Origin of the sequence: Sporosarcina thermotolerans (assembly GCF_030067815.1) — a bacterium.
In the GTDB taxonomy this organism is placed as follows: domain Bacteria; phylum Bacillota; class Bacilli; order Bacillales_A; family Planococcaceae; genus Sporosarcina; species Sporosarcina thermotolerans.
Genome location: NZ_CP125968.1, coordinates 1,488,808 through 1,507,517 on the forward strand (window position 1 = coordinate 1,488,808; position 18,710 = coordinate 1,507,517).

General features: G+C 38.9%; 21 protein-coding genes and 2 pseudogenes. 13 read left to right on the plus strand and 10 right to left on the minus strand.

What is annotated here, in order from left to right:
* Positions 1 to 110: 110 nt before the first annotated feature.
* Together QNH10_RS08460 and QNH10_RS08465 are read right to left on the minus strand one after the other, a co-directional pair.
* A complete protein-coding gene (locus QNH10_RS08460; protein ID WP_283734236.1) occupies positions 111 to 980 on the minus strand; it encodes a cation diffusion facilitator family transporter in 870 nt (289 codons plus the stop codon).
* 447 nt (positions 981 to 1,427) lie between these two features.
* Positions 1,428 to 1,979, minus strand: coding sequence for an NADPH-dependent FMN reductase (locus tag QNH10_RS08465; protein ID WP_283734237.1), 552 nt, complete (start codon positions 1,977 to 1,979; stop codon positions 1,428 to 1,430).
* Between the two features lie 279 nt (positions 1,980 to 2,258).
* On the opposite strand from QNH10_RS08465, the gene QNH10_RS08470 reads away from it, so the two are divergent.
* Positions 2,259 to 2,582, plus strand: coding sequence for a MarR family winged helix-turn-helix transcriptional regulator (locus QNH10_RS08470; protein WP_283734238.1), 324 nt, complete (start codon positions 2,259 to 2,261; stop codon positions 2,580 to 2,582).
* Positions 2,583 to 2,717: 135 nt separating this feature from the next.
* On the opposite strand, the gene QNH10_RS08475 is transcribed toward QNH10_RS08470, so the two are convergent.
* The 5 genes from QNH10_RS08475 to QNH10_RS08495 form a co-directional block, all read right to left on the minus strand.
* Positions 2,718 to 3,242 carry a GNAT family N-acetyltransferase gene (locus QNH10_RS08475; RefSeq protein ID WP_283734239.1) on the minus strand — a complete coding sequence of 175 codons (525 nt, stop codon included), beginning with the start codon at positions 3,240 to 3,242 and terminating at the stop codon, positions 2,718 to 2,720.
* A 326-nt stretch (positions 3,243 to 3,568) separates the two neighbouring features.
* A complete protein-coding gene (locus QNH10_RS20565; protein ID WP_347178046.1) occupies positions 3,569 to 3,724 on the minus strand; it encodes an NUDIX domain-containing protein in 156 nt (51 codons plus the stop codon).
* Positions 3,725 to 4,408: 684 nt separating this feature from the next.
* On the minus strand, positions 4,409 to 5,017 hold the full coding sequence (locus tag QNH10_RS08485) for an ABC-2 transporter permease (protein WP_283734240.1): 609 nt from the start codon (positions 5,015 to 5,017) through the stop codon (positions 4,409 to 4,411).
* Positions 4,998 to 5,879, minus strand: a complete 882-nt coding sequence (locus QNH10_RS08490) for an ABC transporter ATP-binding protein (protein WP_283734596.1) — start codon at positions 5,877 to 5,879, stop codon at positions 4,998 to 5,000. Before QNH10_RS08490 ends, QNH10_RS08485 begins: the two co-directional genes overlap by 20 nt.
* Positions 5,879 to 6,256 carry a GntR family transcriptional regulator gene (locus QNH10_RS08495; RefSeq protein ID WP_283734241.1) on the minus strand — a complete coding sequence of 126 codons (378 nt, stop codon included), beginning with the start codon at positions 6,254 to 6,256 and terminating at the stop codon, positions 5,879 to 5,881. Before QNH10_RS08495 ends, QNH10_RS08490 begins: the two co-directional genes overlap by 1 nt.
* Before the next feature lie 190 nt (positions 6,257 to 6,446).
* Between QNH10_RS08495 and QNH10_RS08500 the strand changes: the two genes are divergently transcribed.
* The 3 genes from QNH10_RS08500 to QNH10_RS08510 all read left to right on the plus strand — a co-directional run bounded on the left by QNH10_RS08500 (position 6,447) and on the right by QNH10_RS08510 (position 8,831).
* Positions 6,447 to 6,920 (plus strand): S-ribosylhomocysteine lyase, encoded by a 474-nt coding sequence (locus QNH10_RS08500; RefSeq protein ID WP_283734242.1) that lies wholly within the window; start codon positions 6,447 to 6,449, stop codon positions 6,918 to 6,920.
* Positions 6,921 to 7,090: 170 nt separating this feature from the next.
* The gene (locus QNH10_RS08505) at positions 7,091 to 8,353 is read left to right on the plus strand and encodes an MFS transporter (RefSeq protein ID WP_283734243.1); all 1,263 of its coding nucleotides are present in this window, start codon (positions 7,091 to 7,093) and stop codon (positions 8,351 to 8,353) included.
* Positions 8,354 to 8,393: 40 nt separating this feature from the next.
* On the plus strand, positions 8,394 to 8,831 hold the full coding sequence (locus QNH10_RS08510; protein ID WP_283734244.1) for a cell wall hydrolase: 438 nt from the start codon (positions 8,394 to 8,396) through the stop codon (positions 8,829 to 8,831).
* A 179-nt stretch (positions 8,832 to 9,010) separates the two neighbouring features.
* Here the strand turns inward: QNH10_RS08510 and QNH10_RS08515 are convergent.
* Positions 9,011 to 11,613: pseudogene (locus QNH10_RS08515) on the minus strand (cation-translocating P-type ATPase).
* 488 nt (positions 11,614 to 12,101) lie between these two features.
* Here QNH10_RS08515 and QNH10_RS08520 point away from each other — a divergent pair.
* From QNH10_RS08520 to QNH10_RS08560, 9 genes and pseudogenes are all read left to right on the plus strand, one after another.
* Complete coding sequence (locus tag QNH10_RS08520) at positions 12,102 to 13,262, plus strand: iron-containing alcohol dehydrogenase (protein ID WP_283734245.1); 1,161 nt, start codon at positions 12,102 to 12,104, stop codon at positions 13,260 to 13,262.
* Positions 13,263 to 13,630: 368 nt separating this feature from the next.
* On the plus strand, positions 13,631 to 13,876 hold the full coding sequence (locus QNH10_RS08525) for a hypothetical protein (protein WP_283734246.1): 246 nt from the start codon (positions 13,631 to 13,633) through the stop codon (positions 13,874 to 13,876).
* Between the two features lie 122 nt (positions 13,877 to 13,998).
* Positions 13,999 to 14,313: a hypothetical protein gene (locus tag QNH10_RS08530; RefSeq protein WP_283734247.1), complete on the plus strand. Its 315-nt coding sequence runs from the start codon at positions 13,999 to 14,001 to the stop codon at positions 14,311 to 14,313.
* Positions 14,307 to 14,528, plus strand: coding sequence for a GNAT family N-acetyltransferase (locus tag QNH10_RS08535; protein WP_283734248.1), 222 nt, complete (start codon positions 14,307 to 14,309; stop codon positions 14,526 to 14,528). Before QNH10_RS08530 ends, QNH10_RS08535 begins: the two co-directional genes overlap by 7 nt.
* Before the next feature lie 71 nt (positions 14,529 to 14,599).
* A pseudogene (locus tag QNH10_RS08540) lies at positions 14,600 to 14,704 on the plus strand (preQ(1) synthase); the annotation flags it as partial.
* Positions 14,705 to 14,877: 173 nt separating this feature from the next.
* Complete coding sequence (locus tag QNH10_RS08545) at positions 14,878 to 15,009, plus strand: hypothetical protein (RefSeq protein WP_283734249.1); 132 nt, start codon at positions 14,878 to 14,880, stop codon at positions 15,007 to 15,009.
* A 93-nt stretch (positions 15,010 to 15,102) separates the two neighbouring features.
* The gene (locus QNH10_RS08550; protein ID WP_283734250.1) at positions 15,103 to 15,597 is read left to right on the plus strand and encodes a hypothetical protein; all 495 of its coding nucleotides are present in this window, start codon (positions 15,103 to 15,105) and stop codon (positions 15,595 to 15,597) included.
* A gap of 37 nt (positions 15,598 to 15,634) precedes the next feature.
* Positions 15,635 to 15,958, plus strand: a complete 324-nt coding sequence (locus QNH10_RS08555; protein WP_283734251.1) for a hypothetical protein — start codon at positions 15,635 to 15,637, stop codon at positions 15,956 to 15,958.
* Positions 15,959 to 15,969: 11 nt separating this feature from the next.
* Entirely contained in the window at positions 15,970 to 17,028 is a 1,059-nt protein-coding gene (locus QNH10_RS08560; protein ID WP_283734252.1) for an FUSC family protein, read from the plus strand.
* Positions 17,029 to 17,081: 53 nt separating this feature from the next.
* Here the strand turns inward: QNH10_RS08560 and QNH10_RS08565 are convergent, their stop codons facing one another.
* Positions 17,082 to 17,510, minus strand: coding sequence for an SRPBCC family protein (locus QNH10_RS08565; protein WP_283734253.1), 429 nt, complete (start codon positions 17,508 to 17,510; stop codon positions 17,082 to 17,084).
* Positions 17,511 to 17,655: 145 nt separating this feature from the next.
* Positions 17,656 to 18,591 carry an RNA polymerase sigma factor gene (locus tag QNH10_RS08570; protein ID WP_283734254.1) on the minus strand — a complete coding sequence of 312 codons (936 nt, stop codon included), beginning with the start codon at positions 18,589 to 18,591 and terminating at the stop codon, positions 17,656 to 17,658.
* Positions 18,592 to 18,710: the final 119 nt, after the last annotated feature.

An 18,710-nucleotide genomic window follows, 5' to 3' on the forward strand; every position in this document is an offset into this window, starting at 1 on the left:
GCAAATCGGTTGAATTATCATGGATGTTTCTTGCACAGGTACCTTAACAAAGTAAAACTGGCCGTGACTCAAATCACGGCCATCCTTATAATAAATATGTGGAAGAGATACTAATTCGGTTCCACATGGACGTGCACATCATATACTCCATAGTCATTGATTATTATCTTTTCCACTTGTGTCGCGATATTATGGGCTTCTGTGATATTTAGCATCGAATTTACAAGAATTACAACATCGATTACCTCGTTATTTCCGTAGTATCTACCTTTTATATCTTTTATTCCTTTAACTCCATCCACTTTTGTGATCACATTACGATAAAGTTTAATTTTATCAACGTCAAAACCATCCGAAAGTTCGTGGGAAGCTTGTTTGAAAATATCCCAAGCTGTTTTACAAATTAATAGTCCCACGATGAGCGCAGTTAGCGTATCAAGCCAGGGCATTCCTAATTGAGAACCAAATATACCTATTGCTGTTCCTATACTTACCCAAGCATCTGAAATATTATCTTTTGCAGCTGCCATGACTGCTGTACTATTTATTTTCTTTGCTATCTTCCTATTGTAACGATAGACAAAATACATAACTATTGCAGAAAAAATGCCGACATAAGCAGCCCCGATATGGGGTGACTCTTTTCCACTTTGAAACATAGAAGAGATAGCATCATTTAATACTTGAATACCGACCGCTAACATAATAAATGATGCAACCATTGAAGCGATTGTTTCACTCTTCCAATGGCCATAGCCATGATCTTTGTCCGGAGGTCTTTGAGAAAGTCTTAGTCCGATAAGAACAGCGACGGATGCAATAATATCGGTTGTATTGTTTAAACCATCAGCTTTCAATGCAGCAGAGTTACTCATATATCCAATGCACAACTTTATTATTGAAAGCAAAAGATAAGCAATAATGCTAACGATTGCTCCACGTTCACCTAATTTAAGATTATTATACTTGATCTTGTCCATGTATTTTACCTCCCTCAATTTACTATTCATGAATTTGACTTTAGCGTCTGAAGTAGCAAAGTTTTCCCTTGAGCAACAAAAAACCCTCGACTGTTTCCAGTCAAGGGTTAGGGATTTAAAATATAATTTGGGCAAATTGAAAGATGACACATAGTTATCACTCATTAGTTTTTAATGTTAAATAAACATAGCATGGATTTGAGAAATAAACAAGTTGAAGGAGTTTACTCAGTAACTTGGATCTTAATGTAGTGGTTTGATAAATTGGCAATACTTAAAGTTAGAAACACGTCAATCATCGGGGAATTGATGCGAAAAAAGGGGATACTCTGAATGGAGAATCATCAACATAATAATTTTGCGGAACCAACATCGGAAATTGAGTATATAACTTGAAAGTTGGAGATTAGGTCAGATTCGCTCTGCCTAATGCTCCAACTTTTTTAATTATCGATTATGTCTATTGATCAAATCAACGAAAGCATCTACGAAGGACTGTAAAAACTCTGTTGTTCCTTCATTCAACTTTCCGTTCTCGTCAAATAATTGAGGAGAATTTGCAAGGTACGCTTCAGGCTGCTGTACGACTGGCATATTTAAGAATACAAGGCTTTGGCGTAAATGGTGGTTCGCACCAAATCCACTTAAATTCCCCATGGATTGACTGATAACCGCTGCAGGTTTACCGTTCCAAGCACTTTGTCCATAAGGACGTGAACCAACATCCAATGCGTTTTTTAATGCGCCAGAGATTGAACGGTTATACTCAGGTGTTACAAAGAGTACAGCGTCAACTTCTTTAATGGAGTTACGGAATGCCGTATATTCTCCAGGTACATTGCTTTCTGTATCAATATCTTCATTGTATAGAGGAAGATTTCCAATTTCGACGAATTGTGTTTCGTAACCGTCTGGGAATAATTCTCCTACACTTTTAGCGATTTTTGTTGAAAACGATTCTTTTCTTAAACTACCACTGATCAATGCTACTTTAACCATGTTTTAATCACCTGTCCTTTATGTTAGTAAATTGGGAAAGCTTCCTCCCATTCATCAGTTTATATATTAAGTGATATGGAAGTCAATTACATTGCTTGGTATTACTCTCACCAACATTTGCAAATTGTATACACATCACTTAATATGCAAAGTAATAGGGGGCCCACGTATGAAATATACATTAAGAAGAATTCGACTTAGTTATATAGTTTGGCTGCGATATGCACGTTTTTATAATCGAAATGTTAAATGTACAAACCAACATTTATCCAAATGGGGATGAAAACTGGCCAATTTGATGTCCTTAGTCATATTAAACCAAATGAAAGAATTACGCAGTGTGATTTAGCAAGTAGGCTCGTTGTCACCGAGTCGAATGTGACGCAAATACTAAAAAAGCTTGAGGACAATGGTTTAATACGACGTGAACGTGAATGGAAAAATAAGTTTATCTCACTTACAGAAGAAGGAATTAAACTGCGAAACGAAGTTGTTTCTGAGCAAGAACACTTCCAGGCCGATCAATTTTCAATGTTAAACGATCAGGAATTAAATCAATTGATTGCAATTTTGAAGAAGATCGAAAAAGGGGGACGGGGATAAAAAAGAACAAATGCACAATAGCTAACCCGTTCAGTTCAGAGGTGCAAAATCTAATTTAAACACACAAAAAGAGTCCTAATTCGCATATGAATTGGACTCTTTCCCTTTGCCTATAACGCACCTATTTTGGAAATCCTATTCTACTAAGGATTCTGTTATTTCCCCATTAAGATTTTTAATCGCCAACATCGAATTATCCTGAATGATTCCTGTATCTACGAAACCAAATGAAGCGTATAAAGTTTTAGCTTTGACATTACTTGTATGATAAAAGAGGGTTACAAATTCTGCTTCTCCATATGGCATATTTTCAATTTCCGTTAACATTTTTTCAAAAGCAAGTTTGCCATATCCTTTTCCTTGGTAACTTTTATCAATCATATTATGCCAAATAAAATAACTTTTCTTGCCATAGAAAAGTTCGTTTTCAAATGATTCATGATCTAACGTATCATAAATATACATCAAAAATCCAACCATCGTATCATTCGCATAAATAGCTAATGGAGAAGCTGGTATACCATCTGTGTTCAACATATGAGCGTCTGCGAAGCATCTAAGGTTAGTAGTTTTTAGTATGAATTCTTTCTGGTTTTCTTCAACTTCAAGTGCTATTACTTCATCTATGTTATCCCGGGTTATCTTTCGTAATTCAATCATTTGTTTATCTCCTCTTATAAGACAAGCCACTTCCACACATAGCCTAAAAAATTCTAAGTGAATTGACACCGTCTTTTTGCATAATTTTACTATCGAGATATTTCAGTCAGAGTTATTTTATTACTGGCAGATTTACTTGGTTTACCCAATCCTGAATAAATGGCTCTTGATTCGGAAGCAAATTAGGTAGGTTGTTACGGGAAAAGAATCGATGTTCATGACTTTCATCAGTGTTATGAATTAAGTTTCCTGAAAACCTATTAGAAAGGAAAATAATTTGGACGCTATACATTTTATCTCCATTTGGATATTCTGAAAAACCTTTTTCACCCGAGTAAAGTCCAAATAATTAATTGTTCAGCCGTCAATCCCGTTTCCTCGAATGTTTCGCGCACAGCAGTTTCAAGAAACGTTTCCCCAGGCTCCATGACTCCCCCTGGTATTCCCCATATATCCCGATCTTTTCTATGTTGAAGTAAGATCTGTTTCTCTTTTCAATAATAATTCCACAACCTACAGTCATTAGCATTTCATTTCCAATTAATTTACGCATTGTTTGTATATAACTCATGATTTCCTCCTTCAATGTACAGTCCTCAAAAAAGAAACAAATACATTTTTAATTTGATGATTTTCCTTAATGTCTTCTGATATTAGTCCACAAGCATATTCAATTCGAACAGTATAACCAAACAAAACTTTCTCGGATGTTACTACACCACACCCATCACAATTAAATCCACAACCATCTACAATGCCTTTTTGTTTGTTTTGAAATCCCGTAATTGCTCTTTTTTCAGCAATATCTTTTGTAATCCAGGGTGAGAAAGTAAATAAGATAATTGATGCAACTAAAAAAATAATACTTAAGGATAACTTTCTTTGCGCAGATATCAGCCCTTACAATTTAATTAATACTAATCTGCCGTGTTAGTTAAATAAATGCTCACTAACAATATTCGGAATTTTAATTCTTCATCTTTCAATAATAGTACCACATTAATAGTTTGTTTCCTTTTACTACTGGAATACTTCGATAAATATATAAAAAGCACTGCTAAAAGCAATGCTAATTTGTACTTTAATTTAGTTATTTGCGGCGTTATTTAAAGTTTTGTACCACTCAACTGAACGGGTTACACAATGGCACTTGTTCCTTGAATTTATTAAAAAACCTTCCGATGATAAATCCGCACAGACAGCATCCAAGAGAAGCAATACAGAAGAATTACTGAGAATATCGCTCCTCCATACAACAGAGCGTCATCGAGAGAAAGGAGCGTTTGGACAATACCCCGGATTCTATCATTCAAATCAGGTATGAATGTGCTAATAGTAATAAAGTAAAGGACAAATAAAACAATAGAAGCAATCATCAAATACTGGCTTTTGAAAAGATATGAAAATGGAAAAGCAAGGGAGATAAAAACAGCTACAAATCCTGCTATAAATAATAATTGCCCCCAAGGAACTAGCTCATTATGAATAACCAAATTCCCGATGAAAATCGTTAGTAAGACAAGGAAAATGAACACACATGCAACCGCGTATTTGGAGCTAACAATTTCTTTCCGCGTATAAGGCAAAGAATTCAGTAAGTAATGGACAGACGATTTTTCATCCGTTAAAAAGCTTTGCATAATGATGGCGATAGAAAATAAAATTCCAACGTAGATCCTAGAACCATCAAAAAATACATCGAGAAATAAGATGGGCAACAAAATTAGTAATGTATATTTCTGCAAAACAATATCTTTACGAATGAGATGCAGCATAGTGATCAATTCCTTTCTTTGTGTACAGCATAATATCTTCAAGTGTAGGTCTTTCAAAAATGACTGTCCCTCCGAAAATGCCCTCTGTACGATGTTTGTTCATCGTCAATGCCTCAAAACCATGATTGGATCTTCGAATGCCTATAAATTCTTGTTCAGTATCACGATCCAATAAATTCATTTCGCCTTTCACAATCGCATAGTCTTCCTCGATTTTATAATGCTCTTTAGTGAAAATATGCTGGCCGTTATGGATGAACGTTATATAATCAGCAATTCGATCCAAGTCCGTCGTAATATGCGTCGAAAAGAAAATAGTCTTTTCATCATCCTGCATAAGATCATGGAGTATGTCTAACAGCTCCCTGCGGAATATTGGGTCTAATCCAGATGTCGGTTCGTCCATAATGATTAACTCTGCATGGTGGGATAACGCAAAGGTCAAGGAAGCTTTCATCATCATTCCTTTTGAGAAAGTCTTTATTTGTTTTTTCATCGGCAATTCAAATAGGTTAATATAGTGTTGAAAAAGGGTATCATCCCAATTTTTATAGGCTGGTTTTATGATTTTTTTCATTTCTGCCAACGTAATATTCTCGTAAAGAATATTGTTATCATATACAAATCCGATTCGTTGTTTAATTTCTTTTTCATGGTTTTTGTAATTCAAACCAAATAGCGAGATCTCTCCGCTGTCCGGTTGCAATAAATTCATGATCAACTTGATAGTTGTGGATTTTCCCACTCCATTTCCACCGATGAACCCTGTAACAAAGCCTTTCTTAACTGAGAGCGAAAAGTCTTTCAGCTCAAACCCTTTGAACGTCCTATTTACATTTCGCAATTCAATTACGTTTTCCATCATTTCTCCTCCTTATATAACAAGGTAAGTAATTCTTGTAATTCAGCTAACTCGACCCCAATTTCTTTGCTATTTACAATCGCAGACAGTAATTGTTCTTCGATTACTTTCATTTTTCGCTCAAGAATCATTTCATTATTTTGTTCCGACACGAACGATCCTTTACCAACGATTGAGTAAATAAAGCCGTTTTTCTCAAGCTCCTCATACGCCCGTTTTGTCGTGATGACGCTTATATCCAAGTCTTTAGCTAACTGGCGCATGGATGGCAACGCTTCTCCCGCCCGTAATTCATTCGTCAAAATATGTTTTTTAATTTGCACATAAATCTGCTCATAGATGGGATCTTTTGATGTATTGGAAATTATAATTTGCATAGAACGACCTCTTTCTTGCAATAGTGTATATACACGTTATATACACTATATACAGCAAGAGATTCAAATGCAAGTAAAATCTGAAAAAAGTTCATCCTAACTTGTAAGCTATTCAGAATTTTGATATTCTATATTTAAATCTTATTAAGTCAATAGGTTTTGTTTGATTGAATATAAAGGAGAGATTTTCATGTCTATTAGCGAAAAAAAGATGAATGTGGAAAGCTTCAATTTGGATCATACGAAAGTGAAAGCACCGTTTGTGCGACTTGCAGGGGTTAAGGAAGGTGTCAATGGCGATGTCATCCGGAAGTATGACATCCGCTTTTGCCAGCCGAATCAGGAGCATCTTGAAATGCCCGCGATTCATTCATTGGAGCATATGATGGCGGAGTTCAGCAGGAATCATTCGGACAAAATCGTGGACATCAGTCCGATGGGATGCCAGACGGGTTATTATATGGCGCTCATCAACCACGACGATTACGAAGATGTCCTTGATTTATTGGAAAAGACATTGAAGGATGTTTTGACTGCGGATGAAGTGCCCGCGTGCAATGAAGTTCAATGCGGATGGGCTGCGAGCCATAGTCTTGAGGGCGCGAAGGAAGCGGCGAAAAAGATGTTGGATAAGCGGGCTGAGTGGACGACGGTGTTTGAGTAAAAATCATATATAAGTCAGTAACACGAAAAGAAGTATAAATTTCCGACTCGGAGATTTATGCTTCTTTTTTTGTTAGGAACCTACAATTCAGCCTATTTTGATAATCATCTGGACAAATATACTAAATTAGATGTAAGTTTAAACCGATGCTCAACAAGGAGTGATAGGCATTGTCAGCTTCAAATAAAGAGGAAAGTAAAACTCCTATAATCGTTATAGTTGCATTGGTTACTGCTATAAGTCTCTTAGGAGATTCAATGTTATATATTGTGTTGCCTTTATATTGGAAAGAAGCAGGTCTCGACTCCATTTGGCAAGTCGGTATACTTTTATCCATTAACCGCTTTATCAGATTGCCTTTCAACCCGCTTGTTGGATGGCTTTATAATAAGATTACCCTTAAAACGGGGTTAATTATTGCAATTATTTTAGGTAGCATAACGACCTTAGGCTATGGATTATTTACCGGGTTTATTGCCTGGATTATTTTACGTAGTGTTTGGGGAATTGCTTGGTCGTTCTTCAGAATTGGTGGTTTATCCGTTGTGGCCTTTAATACGGAAGAAAATAATAGGGGGAAGTCAATTGGACTTTACAATGGACTGCATCGATTAGGGAGCTTGTTTGGCATGCTCATAGGGGGCCTGTTGGTGCCTATTTTAGGGTTAAGTGCCGTTTCGATTATTTTTGGATGTCTTACATTGTTAGGGCTACCACTGATTTTATTGTATGTTAAAACAAATTCTTTGATGGAAAATAAGCAGGATTACAAGGTTGTTATTGTCAAAGAAAGAATTGTAGATAGACTTAAACAGGGCAGGGGAATGATTATTTTCACCGGTTTCTGTATTACGCTTTTAATACAAGGAATTTTCATCTCAACGCTAAGCTCTGTAATCGAGCATTTCCATGGAGAACGTGTCACCTTGTTTGGATCCGTGATTAGTGCTTCCTTCCTTGCTGGTATTCTTTTGTCGGTACGATGGCTATGGGAGCCGTTTTTAGGAGCAAAATTTGGGGTTTGGTCAGATGGAGTTAAAGGAAGGGTGCCAGTACTCGTTCTGTCATTACTATTTGCGAGTTTGACATTCGGAAGCATTTCATATGATCTTCCACTCGTTCTTATGATTTTCTTTACGTTCCTAGTGATGATTGCAGCTACTTCTCTTACAACCATTGTTGATGCAATTGCCCTGGACTTATCAAAAAACACGAATGTAGTTTCATTTCTTACAACCTATACAGTAGCTCAGGATTTAGGTGCATCTGTAGGTCCATTTATCAGTTTCATGGTTTTTGGTCTAACAAACGGAATCTCTTACGTTTACTGGGGAGGGGCAGGGATGTTTTTGATGTTGGCAATTCTTTGGTCAAAAAGCTATAGAAGGGAAAGAAGAAACACTACCTCATTCTTATTTGGGAAATTGTCATGAATACTGACTTTTATTCATACAATATATTTGGGGTGGAAAAATGCCAAGAGTCAAATACATTGAAAATGATGTTAATCTAATGGCGAGGATGATGAGGGCGGAAGCCGAGGGTGAAGGAAACCAAGGTATGTTATACGTTGGAAATGTAATTGTTAACCGTGCCGTAGCAGATTGTTTAGACTTTCAAGATGTAAGAACGATTAACGATGTCATTTATCAAGTGCAAGGCGGAAATTATTCTTTTGAAGCTGTTCAAAAGGGGAATTTATTCTACCAAAGAGCAAGGGAATCTGAGAAAAGATTAGCAAGACAGAATTTGGAGCGTTGGAGACAACATCCGGCGAAATACTCCCTTTGGTACTTCAATCCATTCGGTCCTTGTCCGCCAACCTGGTACGGCCAACCTTTTACCGGTCAATTCAAAAATCATTGTTTCTATGAACCAGTAGCAGGAACATGTGATAGTGTCTATAGTTAAAGAATGAAGGACAGTTACCCTTTTCGAGTCAATTGACTTGGAAAGGGTTTTTTTAATTGTGACGGGAATTGTAAAGGTACCTGTGCGCCACACAATCGAGGTACCTTCAAAAATGGGAATGGTGCCTTCAAAAACAAAAAGAGGTACCTGCAAAAACACAGGTACCTTCAAACCGTCCACTATCTCCTCACAAATAACAGTTTAAACCACTGAATCACGATGAACGGCATGATTGCCAAACTATAAATGAGCAGAAATTGTGCTGCTTAATGTGGCGACTTTGAAAACGCCTGAGAGTGACGGGATGAGCAGGACGGCGTGCAAACTTAAGAATCCGATGAAAAACGCTAACCATGTGTACTTGTTTGAAAACACGCCGATTGTAAAGATGGATTCCTTCGATCTGGAGTTGAACCCATGTACCAATCGGGAAAGACATAACGTTGCGAATGCCATTGTGCTTGCCGTAACCACATCTCCTGTTTCGAGTCCCGTCCGGAATGCGATGATGGTGGCGATTGCGATAAGGATCCCCTCAAGGACAACCCTTGTCGTAAACATTTTAGTTAATAAAGGTTTATGGATATCCCTTGGCTTGTCCTTCATTGCTTTCGGATGATGCGGCTCAAATCCAATTGCAATTGCGGGTAGGCTGTCGGTCAGCAAGTTGATGAATAAGAGATGGACTGGCGCAAAGGGGACGGGTAAAGCAAGCACCGTTGCGTAAAGAACGACAAAAATAGCCCCTGCATTCCCTGACAGCAATAAAAAGAGAATGGAGTTTTTGATATTCGTGTAAATGCCTCGTCCATTCGAAATTGCTTTAACAATCGTTGAAAAGTTATCATCCGTCAATACCATCGAGGATGCGTCTTTTGCCACTTCCGTTCCGGTGATTCCCATCGCCACCCCGATATCAGCTTTCTTCAAGGCAGGCCCATCATTCACGCCGTCCCCAGTCATTGCGACGACATGTCCTTTTTCCTGATAGGCATTCACAATCCGCATCTTATGCTCAGGTGTGACACGGGCAAAAACGGCAAGGTCTTCAATCCGTTCCTCAAGCTCATCGTCCGTCAATTTTTCGATTTCATGGCCTTCGATCGCTTCGGACGGATCCTTTAAGATCCCGATTTGCCTTGCTATGGACATTGCCGTTATTTTATGGTCACCGGTAATCATGACAGGTTTAATCCCAGCTTGAATGCAGCTTTCAACCGCAGCCCGCGATTCTTTTCTTGGTGGATCCATCATGGCGATTAAGCCTACAAATGTTAGCCCACTTTCATCCTTGGCATCGATGGGATGGTTGCCCCTTCGTTCCTTGTAGGCAATCGCCAACACCCGTAAACCATTCTCGGAAAAGGATTGGTTAACTTCTTCGATTTTTCTGCGGTGTTCATCCGTCATCGTCAAGATTCCTTTAGAAGTCTCGATTTTTACGATTTTCGGCAGGAGGACATCGACTGCTCCTTTTGTAATCATGACGGTTTGATTACCAGTTTCATTCACAGTACTCATTAGCTTTCTATCGGAATCAAAAGGAAGTTCCGCTACTCTCGGATAATGCTTCCTGACAAGTAGTTCATCAAAAAGAAACTGTCTCCCTAATTTCACGAGCGCCATTTCGGTAGGGTCACCGATCTCTTTTCATTCTGACTTAACGCGTCGTTACAGAGTATTGCTTGCAAGAGTAGTTTCTTTTGAACCGGATGTTCCGGATGTAGTCGATCGTGGGGAATGACTTTTTGGTCTACATACACTTGCTGAACTTGCATTTTATTCTCGGTTAACGTTCCGGTTTTATCAGAACAAATGACCGATACGCTGCCCAGACTTTCGACAGCATACAACTTTCGGATAATCGCGTTTTCCTTCGCCATTTTGCGGGTCCCGAACGCTAACACAATCGTCACAATCGAACTCAATGCTTCCGGAATCGCCGCCACTGCGAGAGAAACGGCGAACATGAACGATTCGACCAGTTCGCGGCCCCGAACGAGGTCAATCGAGAAAATTACTACGCAAATCATCGTAATCCCGAGTGCCAACTTTTCCCCGAAGCGGTCCAAGCTAATTTGCAGAGGAGTTTTCTTCTCCTTTGCAGTATCTAATAAATTCGCGATCTTCCCAATTTCGGTCTCCATCCCAATTGCTGTCACAGCGACAAGTCCGCGACCGTTTGTGACAAAGCTACCTCCGAACACCATATTGTTCTGATCGGCTATCGTTTCATGAGCTTCACCAAGAGGCGCGGAGCTTTTTGCCACAGCAAGTGATTCACCTGTTAATGAACTTTCATTAATATGCAAATTAAAGCTTTCAATCACTCGTCCATCGGCGCTTATGAAATCGCCTGCCTCTAGGATTAGTAAATCCCCAACAATGATATCTTCCGAATCAATCTCAATGAGTTGGTTGTTCCGCATCACTTTTGCAGTGGGGAGGACAACGCCTTTAAATTCTCCAATGACTGTTCCGCCTTCGCATGCTGAACAGTGCCCAAAATTGCGTTTACGATAACAACAAGCAGTATGACAATCGTGCTTTCGACTTCACCTAATAGAAATGAAACGATAGCGGCGACCAGTAAAATGATGACTAATAAGTCGGTGAACTGGCCAAAGAAAACGGCAATCGAACTTGTCCTTTTTCCTTCCGTCAACTCATTGTAGCCATACTTGTCCCGTCTCATTTCCACATCATCATCATTCAAGCCAAGCGAAGTCACCTCCAATGATTTCATGACCTCATCCGCAGATAGTCGGTGATAGGCTAACATTCGATTCCCCCTTCAGTTGAAAAACCATATTCAATAGAACTTAATAGGTTGTCCAATCTCCGGTATCATCCTATGCTTGCGGTCATAGTTCGTATTCCATCGACATTGTGAAGGCTTTGTGAAGGTACCTGTGCGTCACACAATCGAGAATATTCACCTAAAATGCATAGTTGGAAATTGTTATCGTTGTGTTTATGTTGTTTGCAAATCATTATTATGTATTTATATGTAATGTATTGAATTATCATAAATGTGTATTGAACAGGTACCTTTACATTATTGAATGGTATTTGTTACCGGCATCATTTCAATTCATCCTCCGTGACGGATAAACAATTATCGTGATACAGTAACAACTGAACTGTAAGTCGAATGATTGTTGTTAGTTATACGTACATTGATTTTATGAATACAGTAAATGAATAGTTAATCGGGCCCATGTTGTCTATCAGTACTATTCAAACAATACGATTAAATGAGGTGCAAAGATGAATATATTTACACAACACAACCCGACAAAATTATATTTTGGAAAAGGGCAAATTAGTCAATTATCAACAGAAGTCCGTCAAATGAAAGTCCTTCTTGTATATGGCGGAGGAAGCATTAAGCAAAATGGTGTATATGAAGACGTGATAAATGAACTCAAAAAAGTAGAAGCCACCATTTTTAAATTACCTGGCGTTGAACCAAATCCACGGTTAACAACCGTTTACCGAGGCGTTGAAATTTGTAAATCAGAAGGAATCGACATACTTTTAGCCGTAGGTGGCGGAAGTGTCATTGATTGTACGAAAGCGATTGCAATTGGTGCAAAATATGATGGGGATGTTTGGGAGTTAATCACACGAAAAGCTCCGATTGAATCAGCGCTTCCAATCGGAACTGTACTTACGTTAGCTGCAACTGGCTCTGAAATGAATCCAATTTCAGTTATTTCCAACTGGGAAACAAAAGATAAACTTGGATGGGGCTCACCTCTTGTATTCCCACGTTTTTCTATCTTAGATCCTACGTATACGTTCTCAGTGTCTCACAAACAAACGGTGTATGGAATTGTAGATAGTATGTCTCATGCGCTTGAAAGTTACTTCCATCGCACAAAAAACACACCATTGATTGACGCATTCATTGAATCACTCCTTCGAACAGCGATTCAAACAGCGCCAAAATTACTTGAGGATTTAACGTCATATGACCATCGTGAAACAATGATGTACCTAAGTACAATCGCATTTAATGAAACGTTATTGAATGGAACAGACGGTGGGGATTGGGGATCTCATCGAATTGAACATGCCCTTTCTGCTGTTTATGACATTCCACACGGTGGAGGACTCGCTATCTTGTTCCCGAACTGGTTAGAGCATGTACTTGAAGAAGATCCATCTCGTGTGAAAATGTTGGCAATGAATGTTTTCGGCATTTCGGATGAAGGGAAAAGTGATATTGAAGTCGCAAAAGAAGGAGCCAAAGCTCTACGTGCGTTCTGGAATTCACTCGGTGCCCCAAGTCGTTTGAGTGACTATGATATCGATGACAGAGATATCGAGTTGATTATCGATAAAACATTTATCAAACCAGGCGTTGGTTTGTATAAAGAATTAGATCGAGAAAGTGTTAGAGATATTTTAATTCGTTCGATGTAAACAAACAAAACGTCAATCCAAATTATGGATGCTTATACTGTAGAAAAAGGGTAGGAAATCGATTTGATTTCCTACCCTTTTGTTATGCCATAGGTGGAGTTTTTCACGCGAAGGAATTGGTGATGTTGGCGAAGTATGAGAGTGTTTGGATTGGGACTGTGGAGAAGTTGTTTGTGCAGTTGAAGGGAAAGTAAGTAACGCTATCTGAATACAGCCAATGAGATGTACCTTTACCACTCTATACCTTATAGATAATCACGGATAATAAAACATATTTTTTGGAATCACAACATATATGTTGTGATGACTGAATGTTTTGTGTCGCGAGTATGGAAACATTATTAGTCAAAGTGTAGGAGGGGCGATTTATGAGTATTGAATATTTATCTGAAGCTAGACATTCAGATTTTATAGATTTCTGTAGAAAATGCAGGAATGAGGTAGATGATTCTTATCTTTATGAGGAAGACCTAAAAATCTTTCAGTCTGATCAGGACAATCCAACGTATATAGTTTTAGATGACCAATCAAAAATTATTGCCGGGGTTTTCTCATCCAGGATTCATATTTTAAGAAAGGAAAAAAGGGACGCTGGCGGATCTTTCACTCCATAGAACCTAACCTAAATATTTACAAGCTTATGCTCGAGAGTATAAAGCCCCACATAACAGAAATAAACGATGTCTATCTTTTTATTCAAGAAGACAATTTTATCGTCCGGGATATTTTTCATTCCATGCAGTTTACTATTGAACGTTACGCCTATTTTCTAACAAGAGAAGCCATAGATATCGCACAACCAAACTTACCAAAGGACTACTCATTTAAAACCTTTGAATTTAATAAAGATGAGGTAGACTATCTTTATGTGCGAAACACTGGTTTTGCAACACTTAAAGGTTCGGAGACGCCGCTGACAGTCGAAGACGTTAAGAACATGGAGAATAAAGAAGATTATTTAGAAGGTGGAATCTCTCTTCTTTATCACCAAGAAAAGCCGGTTGGGTCGTACGCTCATCTAGAGAGTTTTACAATAATGAATTTGTGCTGAACATCGGTACTTTAGCTCTCATCCCTGAATATCAAGGGAAAGGATTAGGACGTCAGTTATTGAGAAAAGCACTTGAATTTGGAAATAGTATCGGGCTTCCAAAGACGGTTTTAAGCGCCAATGCTGAAAACGAACGAGCAGTTAATCTTTATACTAAAGAAGGATTTAAAAAGGAAGAATCGGTGGTTTGCTATAATTATAAAGTTCAACCTTAGGTACCGACGTTTTCTACAATAAAATTGGCGTATCCTATCCAATCGGGTTTACGATTGAGACCCAGCAATTTGACCCGTATTGCAATTACGGAAACCCAGGCACGATGTTCGAACAAATGGCGATGAACCGGCTCATGCAGAATGATATGTATCCGGAGAATATTGATAATCGATAAAATGAATTAGAGAAAGAGCGTTAGATCCGTTGATGCGGGCGTCTAACGCTTTTTTCATTGCGAACTGTACTTTATGCGTAAGTAAAGACTTTTATGCGTGAAAAATGGGGTTTATGCGGTTTTCCAGGCATTTATGCGCGTTATTTTTCATTTATGAGGAATTGCGTGAGTTTATGCGCAAGAATAGGGATTTATGCGGTTTTAACATCGCATCGACTATTACCGGTGCAATGGAAATGGCGCATGACTATCTATCTTCTTATGATAAAGACCGTAAAAAGGCTTTGGAGGGGTTTTATGTGTAAGGAATCCATTATAAGTCGTGTGCGTATTGGTTACGATACTTAATAGTAATAGACAGCGGTTCATAGTTAGCCATATCGAAAAGGAGCCATCGTATGAAAGACACAAATAAAGCCCCAACTCTTTTTAAACAGGCAATGAGTGTGAACAGAAGGCCGTTTCCTTGGGTGAAAGCTTTTTTTGCAGGGGTCGCTGCATCTTTGCCAGTCTTGATCGGGTTATTGTTTGGCAATTTAGAGTATGGGTTGATCGCGGGGATGGGAGGATTCACATTCCTCTACTTTTTCAATATCCCGCATGCCCAAAATGCTAAAAAGCTATTTTTTGTTGTCATTGGAATGACGTTCGCTTCCGCACTCGGGACGCTATCTGCACCGTACCCGCTCGCATCCGCTATTTTGATGGGGGTTATCGGAGCGACAGGTATTTTTATTTTTGGAGCCTTGCGAATTGCTGGGCCATCTGCCATCTTTTTTGTCCTCGTCTTTGCGTTGACGACAGGGATGCCTGTCAATCCAGAACTTGTGCCTAGTACGGGCTGGCCTCGTTTTTTTAGGTGCGACATTATCGTATATCCTTGCCATGAGTAGTTGGTTTTTTAATCCACACGGGCCTGAGACAACTGTAGTGAAAAGAGTATATGGAGAGCTTGCGGCATTTGTTGACGCCATTGGTACGGATAAATTTCATGAGTCGAAAAATCGAGTCATGTCCGTTCTAAAAGAAGCAGAGTCTACACTTGCAGCAGGGTATATTACTTGGAGGAAAACAGAGGTTTTTAATCGACTGTATGTCTGTAATGAACATGCAAACAAGCTATTTTTGTATGTGCTTGAAAACTTTTCAGAAGATCATTCAAAACTCCCCTCGGAACTAGGACAAGCCATCCGGGACTATCAGATTCACTGGATCATAAGGACAAAAGTAAACAGATTCGCAATAAAACCTTAGGGCCAGAAGAGTTGGATGAAAAGGTTACTGCATTATACAGGAAAATAAATGATGCTTACGCAATCATGAATGAACAAACAACATCCATTACGAAAGAGATAAGGATCTCAAAACCATCCATTCGAATGATTTTTGCGGAAGCATTTGACAAAAATTCAATTGTTTTTATTTCAGCAGTACGATTCGGTGTCATCACAATTATCGCGGCAATCATCGCTTATGAATTTAATTTAGCACGCTCCTATTGGGTGCCTTTATCTTGTGTTGCCGTTTTGTCGGGAGCAACCATTGTAGCGACATTTCATCGAGCGATACAAAGAGGTATTGGTACAATTGTTGGGATTCTCCTTGCAGGCATCCTTCTTGCGATACATCCATCTGGATACCTCATTGCGCTTTTCATTCTTGTATTGACGTTCATTACAGAGCTCTTCATTGTGAAAAATTACGGGTTAGCTGCACTGTTCTTCACACCGAGTGCGTTATTGATGGTTGAAAGCACAAGCCATGGAAGCTTCAGTTTTTCTTATTTTGCTTCAGCGAGGATCATCGATGTAGTTATTGGGAGTGCGATTGGCTTAATCGGCGTATGGTTTGTAGGGAGAAGGTCTGCATCGAGCCGCTTACCTCAGTTAGTGACCAAAACGATTCGCAGTCAAGGACAGTTGTTATTACTTCTATTCTCGGAGCATGGAGCAAGAGGGAATGTCGAGGAAAGTAGTGAAAGCAAAAAAATGCAAATTAACATGACGAACTTACAAACCCTTTATAAAACTGCGGCAGGGGAGATTCCGGTCAATCTAAAGGCGGTGGATGAGTATTGGCCAGTCCTTTTTTCCATCGAGCGATTAGGGTATTTATTAGGCAACTGCTCCAAAGTCGAAAAGCGCCTAATTCTTTCAGAGGAACAGCTTGCCCAACTGCTGTACGTATGTGAAACGATGGCAATTGCTGCAGGTCGACAACAGTCGCCGACGATTAAAAACGTTCCCGAAATCGAATCGTTCCCAAGTATACAGAAAGAGATCATCCGCTTGCAAAAATCCCTTCAAATGAATGAGCATCTTTAAAAAGACGGTATCTGTGGGTTTCGAATAACCACAGATCCCGCCATTTAGGTTTACTAGGATTTACTTGTTTGTTCTGCGTAGTGTTTAAAATTATCTAAAATCGCCTGCCATCCTTGTCGTTGAAAATCGATTGGATTTTCAGTTTCAGCCTCAAACGTTTCAATTACCTCAGTTTCGTTTCCTTGACTTCTAAAGGTGATTTTTACTTTTCTTCCGTCACCTAAGGTATAAGAAATAACTTCATGTAATTTTACATCATCGTAGACTCCGCCAAAGTCAAACCCCATACTACCATCTTTTGCTTCCATTCTTGAAGTGAATTTCCCACATGGTCTTAGATCATTCTCAGCAAATGGTGTGTGCCAGTCATCTGATGCACTGTTCCATTTTTTAATATGGTTTGGATCTGTCCAATATTCCCAGACCTTTTCCACCAGTGCCTGAATAGATGCTTCAATTGTGATTTCCTCAATTGCTCCCATATGTCTCCACCTTTAAAAGTATTTAGTTCTACGTTACCTATGATTGACTTCCACCAATATAATAAACCTAAAATTCCATTGGGCGAAAACTACACTTAAATAAATTGCAAAGTATTCGCATCAAGAATTATTCATCACTCTACTATTATGCCTTCTCCCAATTCACAGGCGGCTTATTGAGTTGCGGAGGAATGCCTAACTCCTTTGATGCGGCAAAGATAAATTCTCTCCTAAAAAAGTAACTTCTACTCATAACAATTTTTCCGTTTTCAACCTCTTGGTACTGAATATCATGGATAAGTGAGCCATTTTCTGATTTTGATAGAACAACGATGACTGGCCTACCCCATAGTATATATTGTTTCGCTTCGTGACCAGGAAGTCCAAATTGTAATGACCCATTTCGAATTTCATCCTTTGTAGTTTCAAGGAAACCAAGGGAAGCTTCATAATGGGGCTGGTCGCTGAATAATTCAAGAAGACCTTCCACATCGCCATTAGCTATTGCCTTTAAATATGTCTGGATGACTTGATGTTCACTTTCAGTAGGCTCCGTTTTCGACCTTGTTCCCTCAGGCATATCCTTTAGCTTATTCTTCATCCTTCTTGTTGTAGCATACACAGCATTAGGTGTTGTTTTTATGATACTTGCCACTTCGTCTGCATTGAATTGGAAGATTTCCTTTAAGAGAAAGACAGCAGTTTGCTTAGGCGTGAAAAGGTAAAACAGCTGTTCCAAGGCCTCTTCAAGTTCAAGATGATCAGAAAAATCGGCTGTAGGCAATTCATCTTCAGACAACGTTCCGAGGTTTCGCTTTTCTCTACGACAATGGTCAATCCATGTATTTGTCGCAATACGATAAAGATATGATTTGAGATTTGTAACATGCCACCGTTGATATAAACTTCCCATCGTCTTTAACATCGTTTCCTGATAAAGATCCTCACCATCCCACGGAGATCTCGTTAAATAGCGACAATACTTCCATAATCCATCTCCCAAATCCGCAATGACTGTTTCGAATTCCTGTTGAAATTCCCGCGACAGCTCAATAAGCTGATTAACTTTCTGCTCACCCAATGTATAGCCCCCTTTAGTTCATTCATATGTATAACGAATAAGGCGGGGAAAATTATACTAATTCCCTTTAAAAAATTGAAGTTACATAAATGTATGGTGCACAGGCACTTAACTTGGTA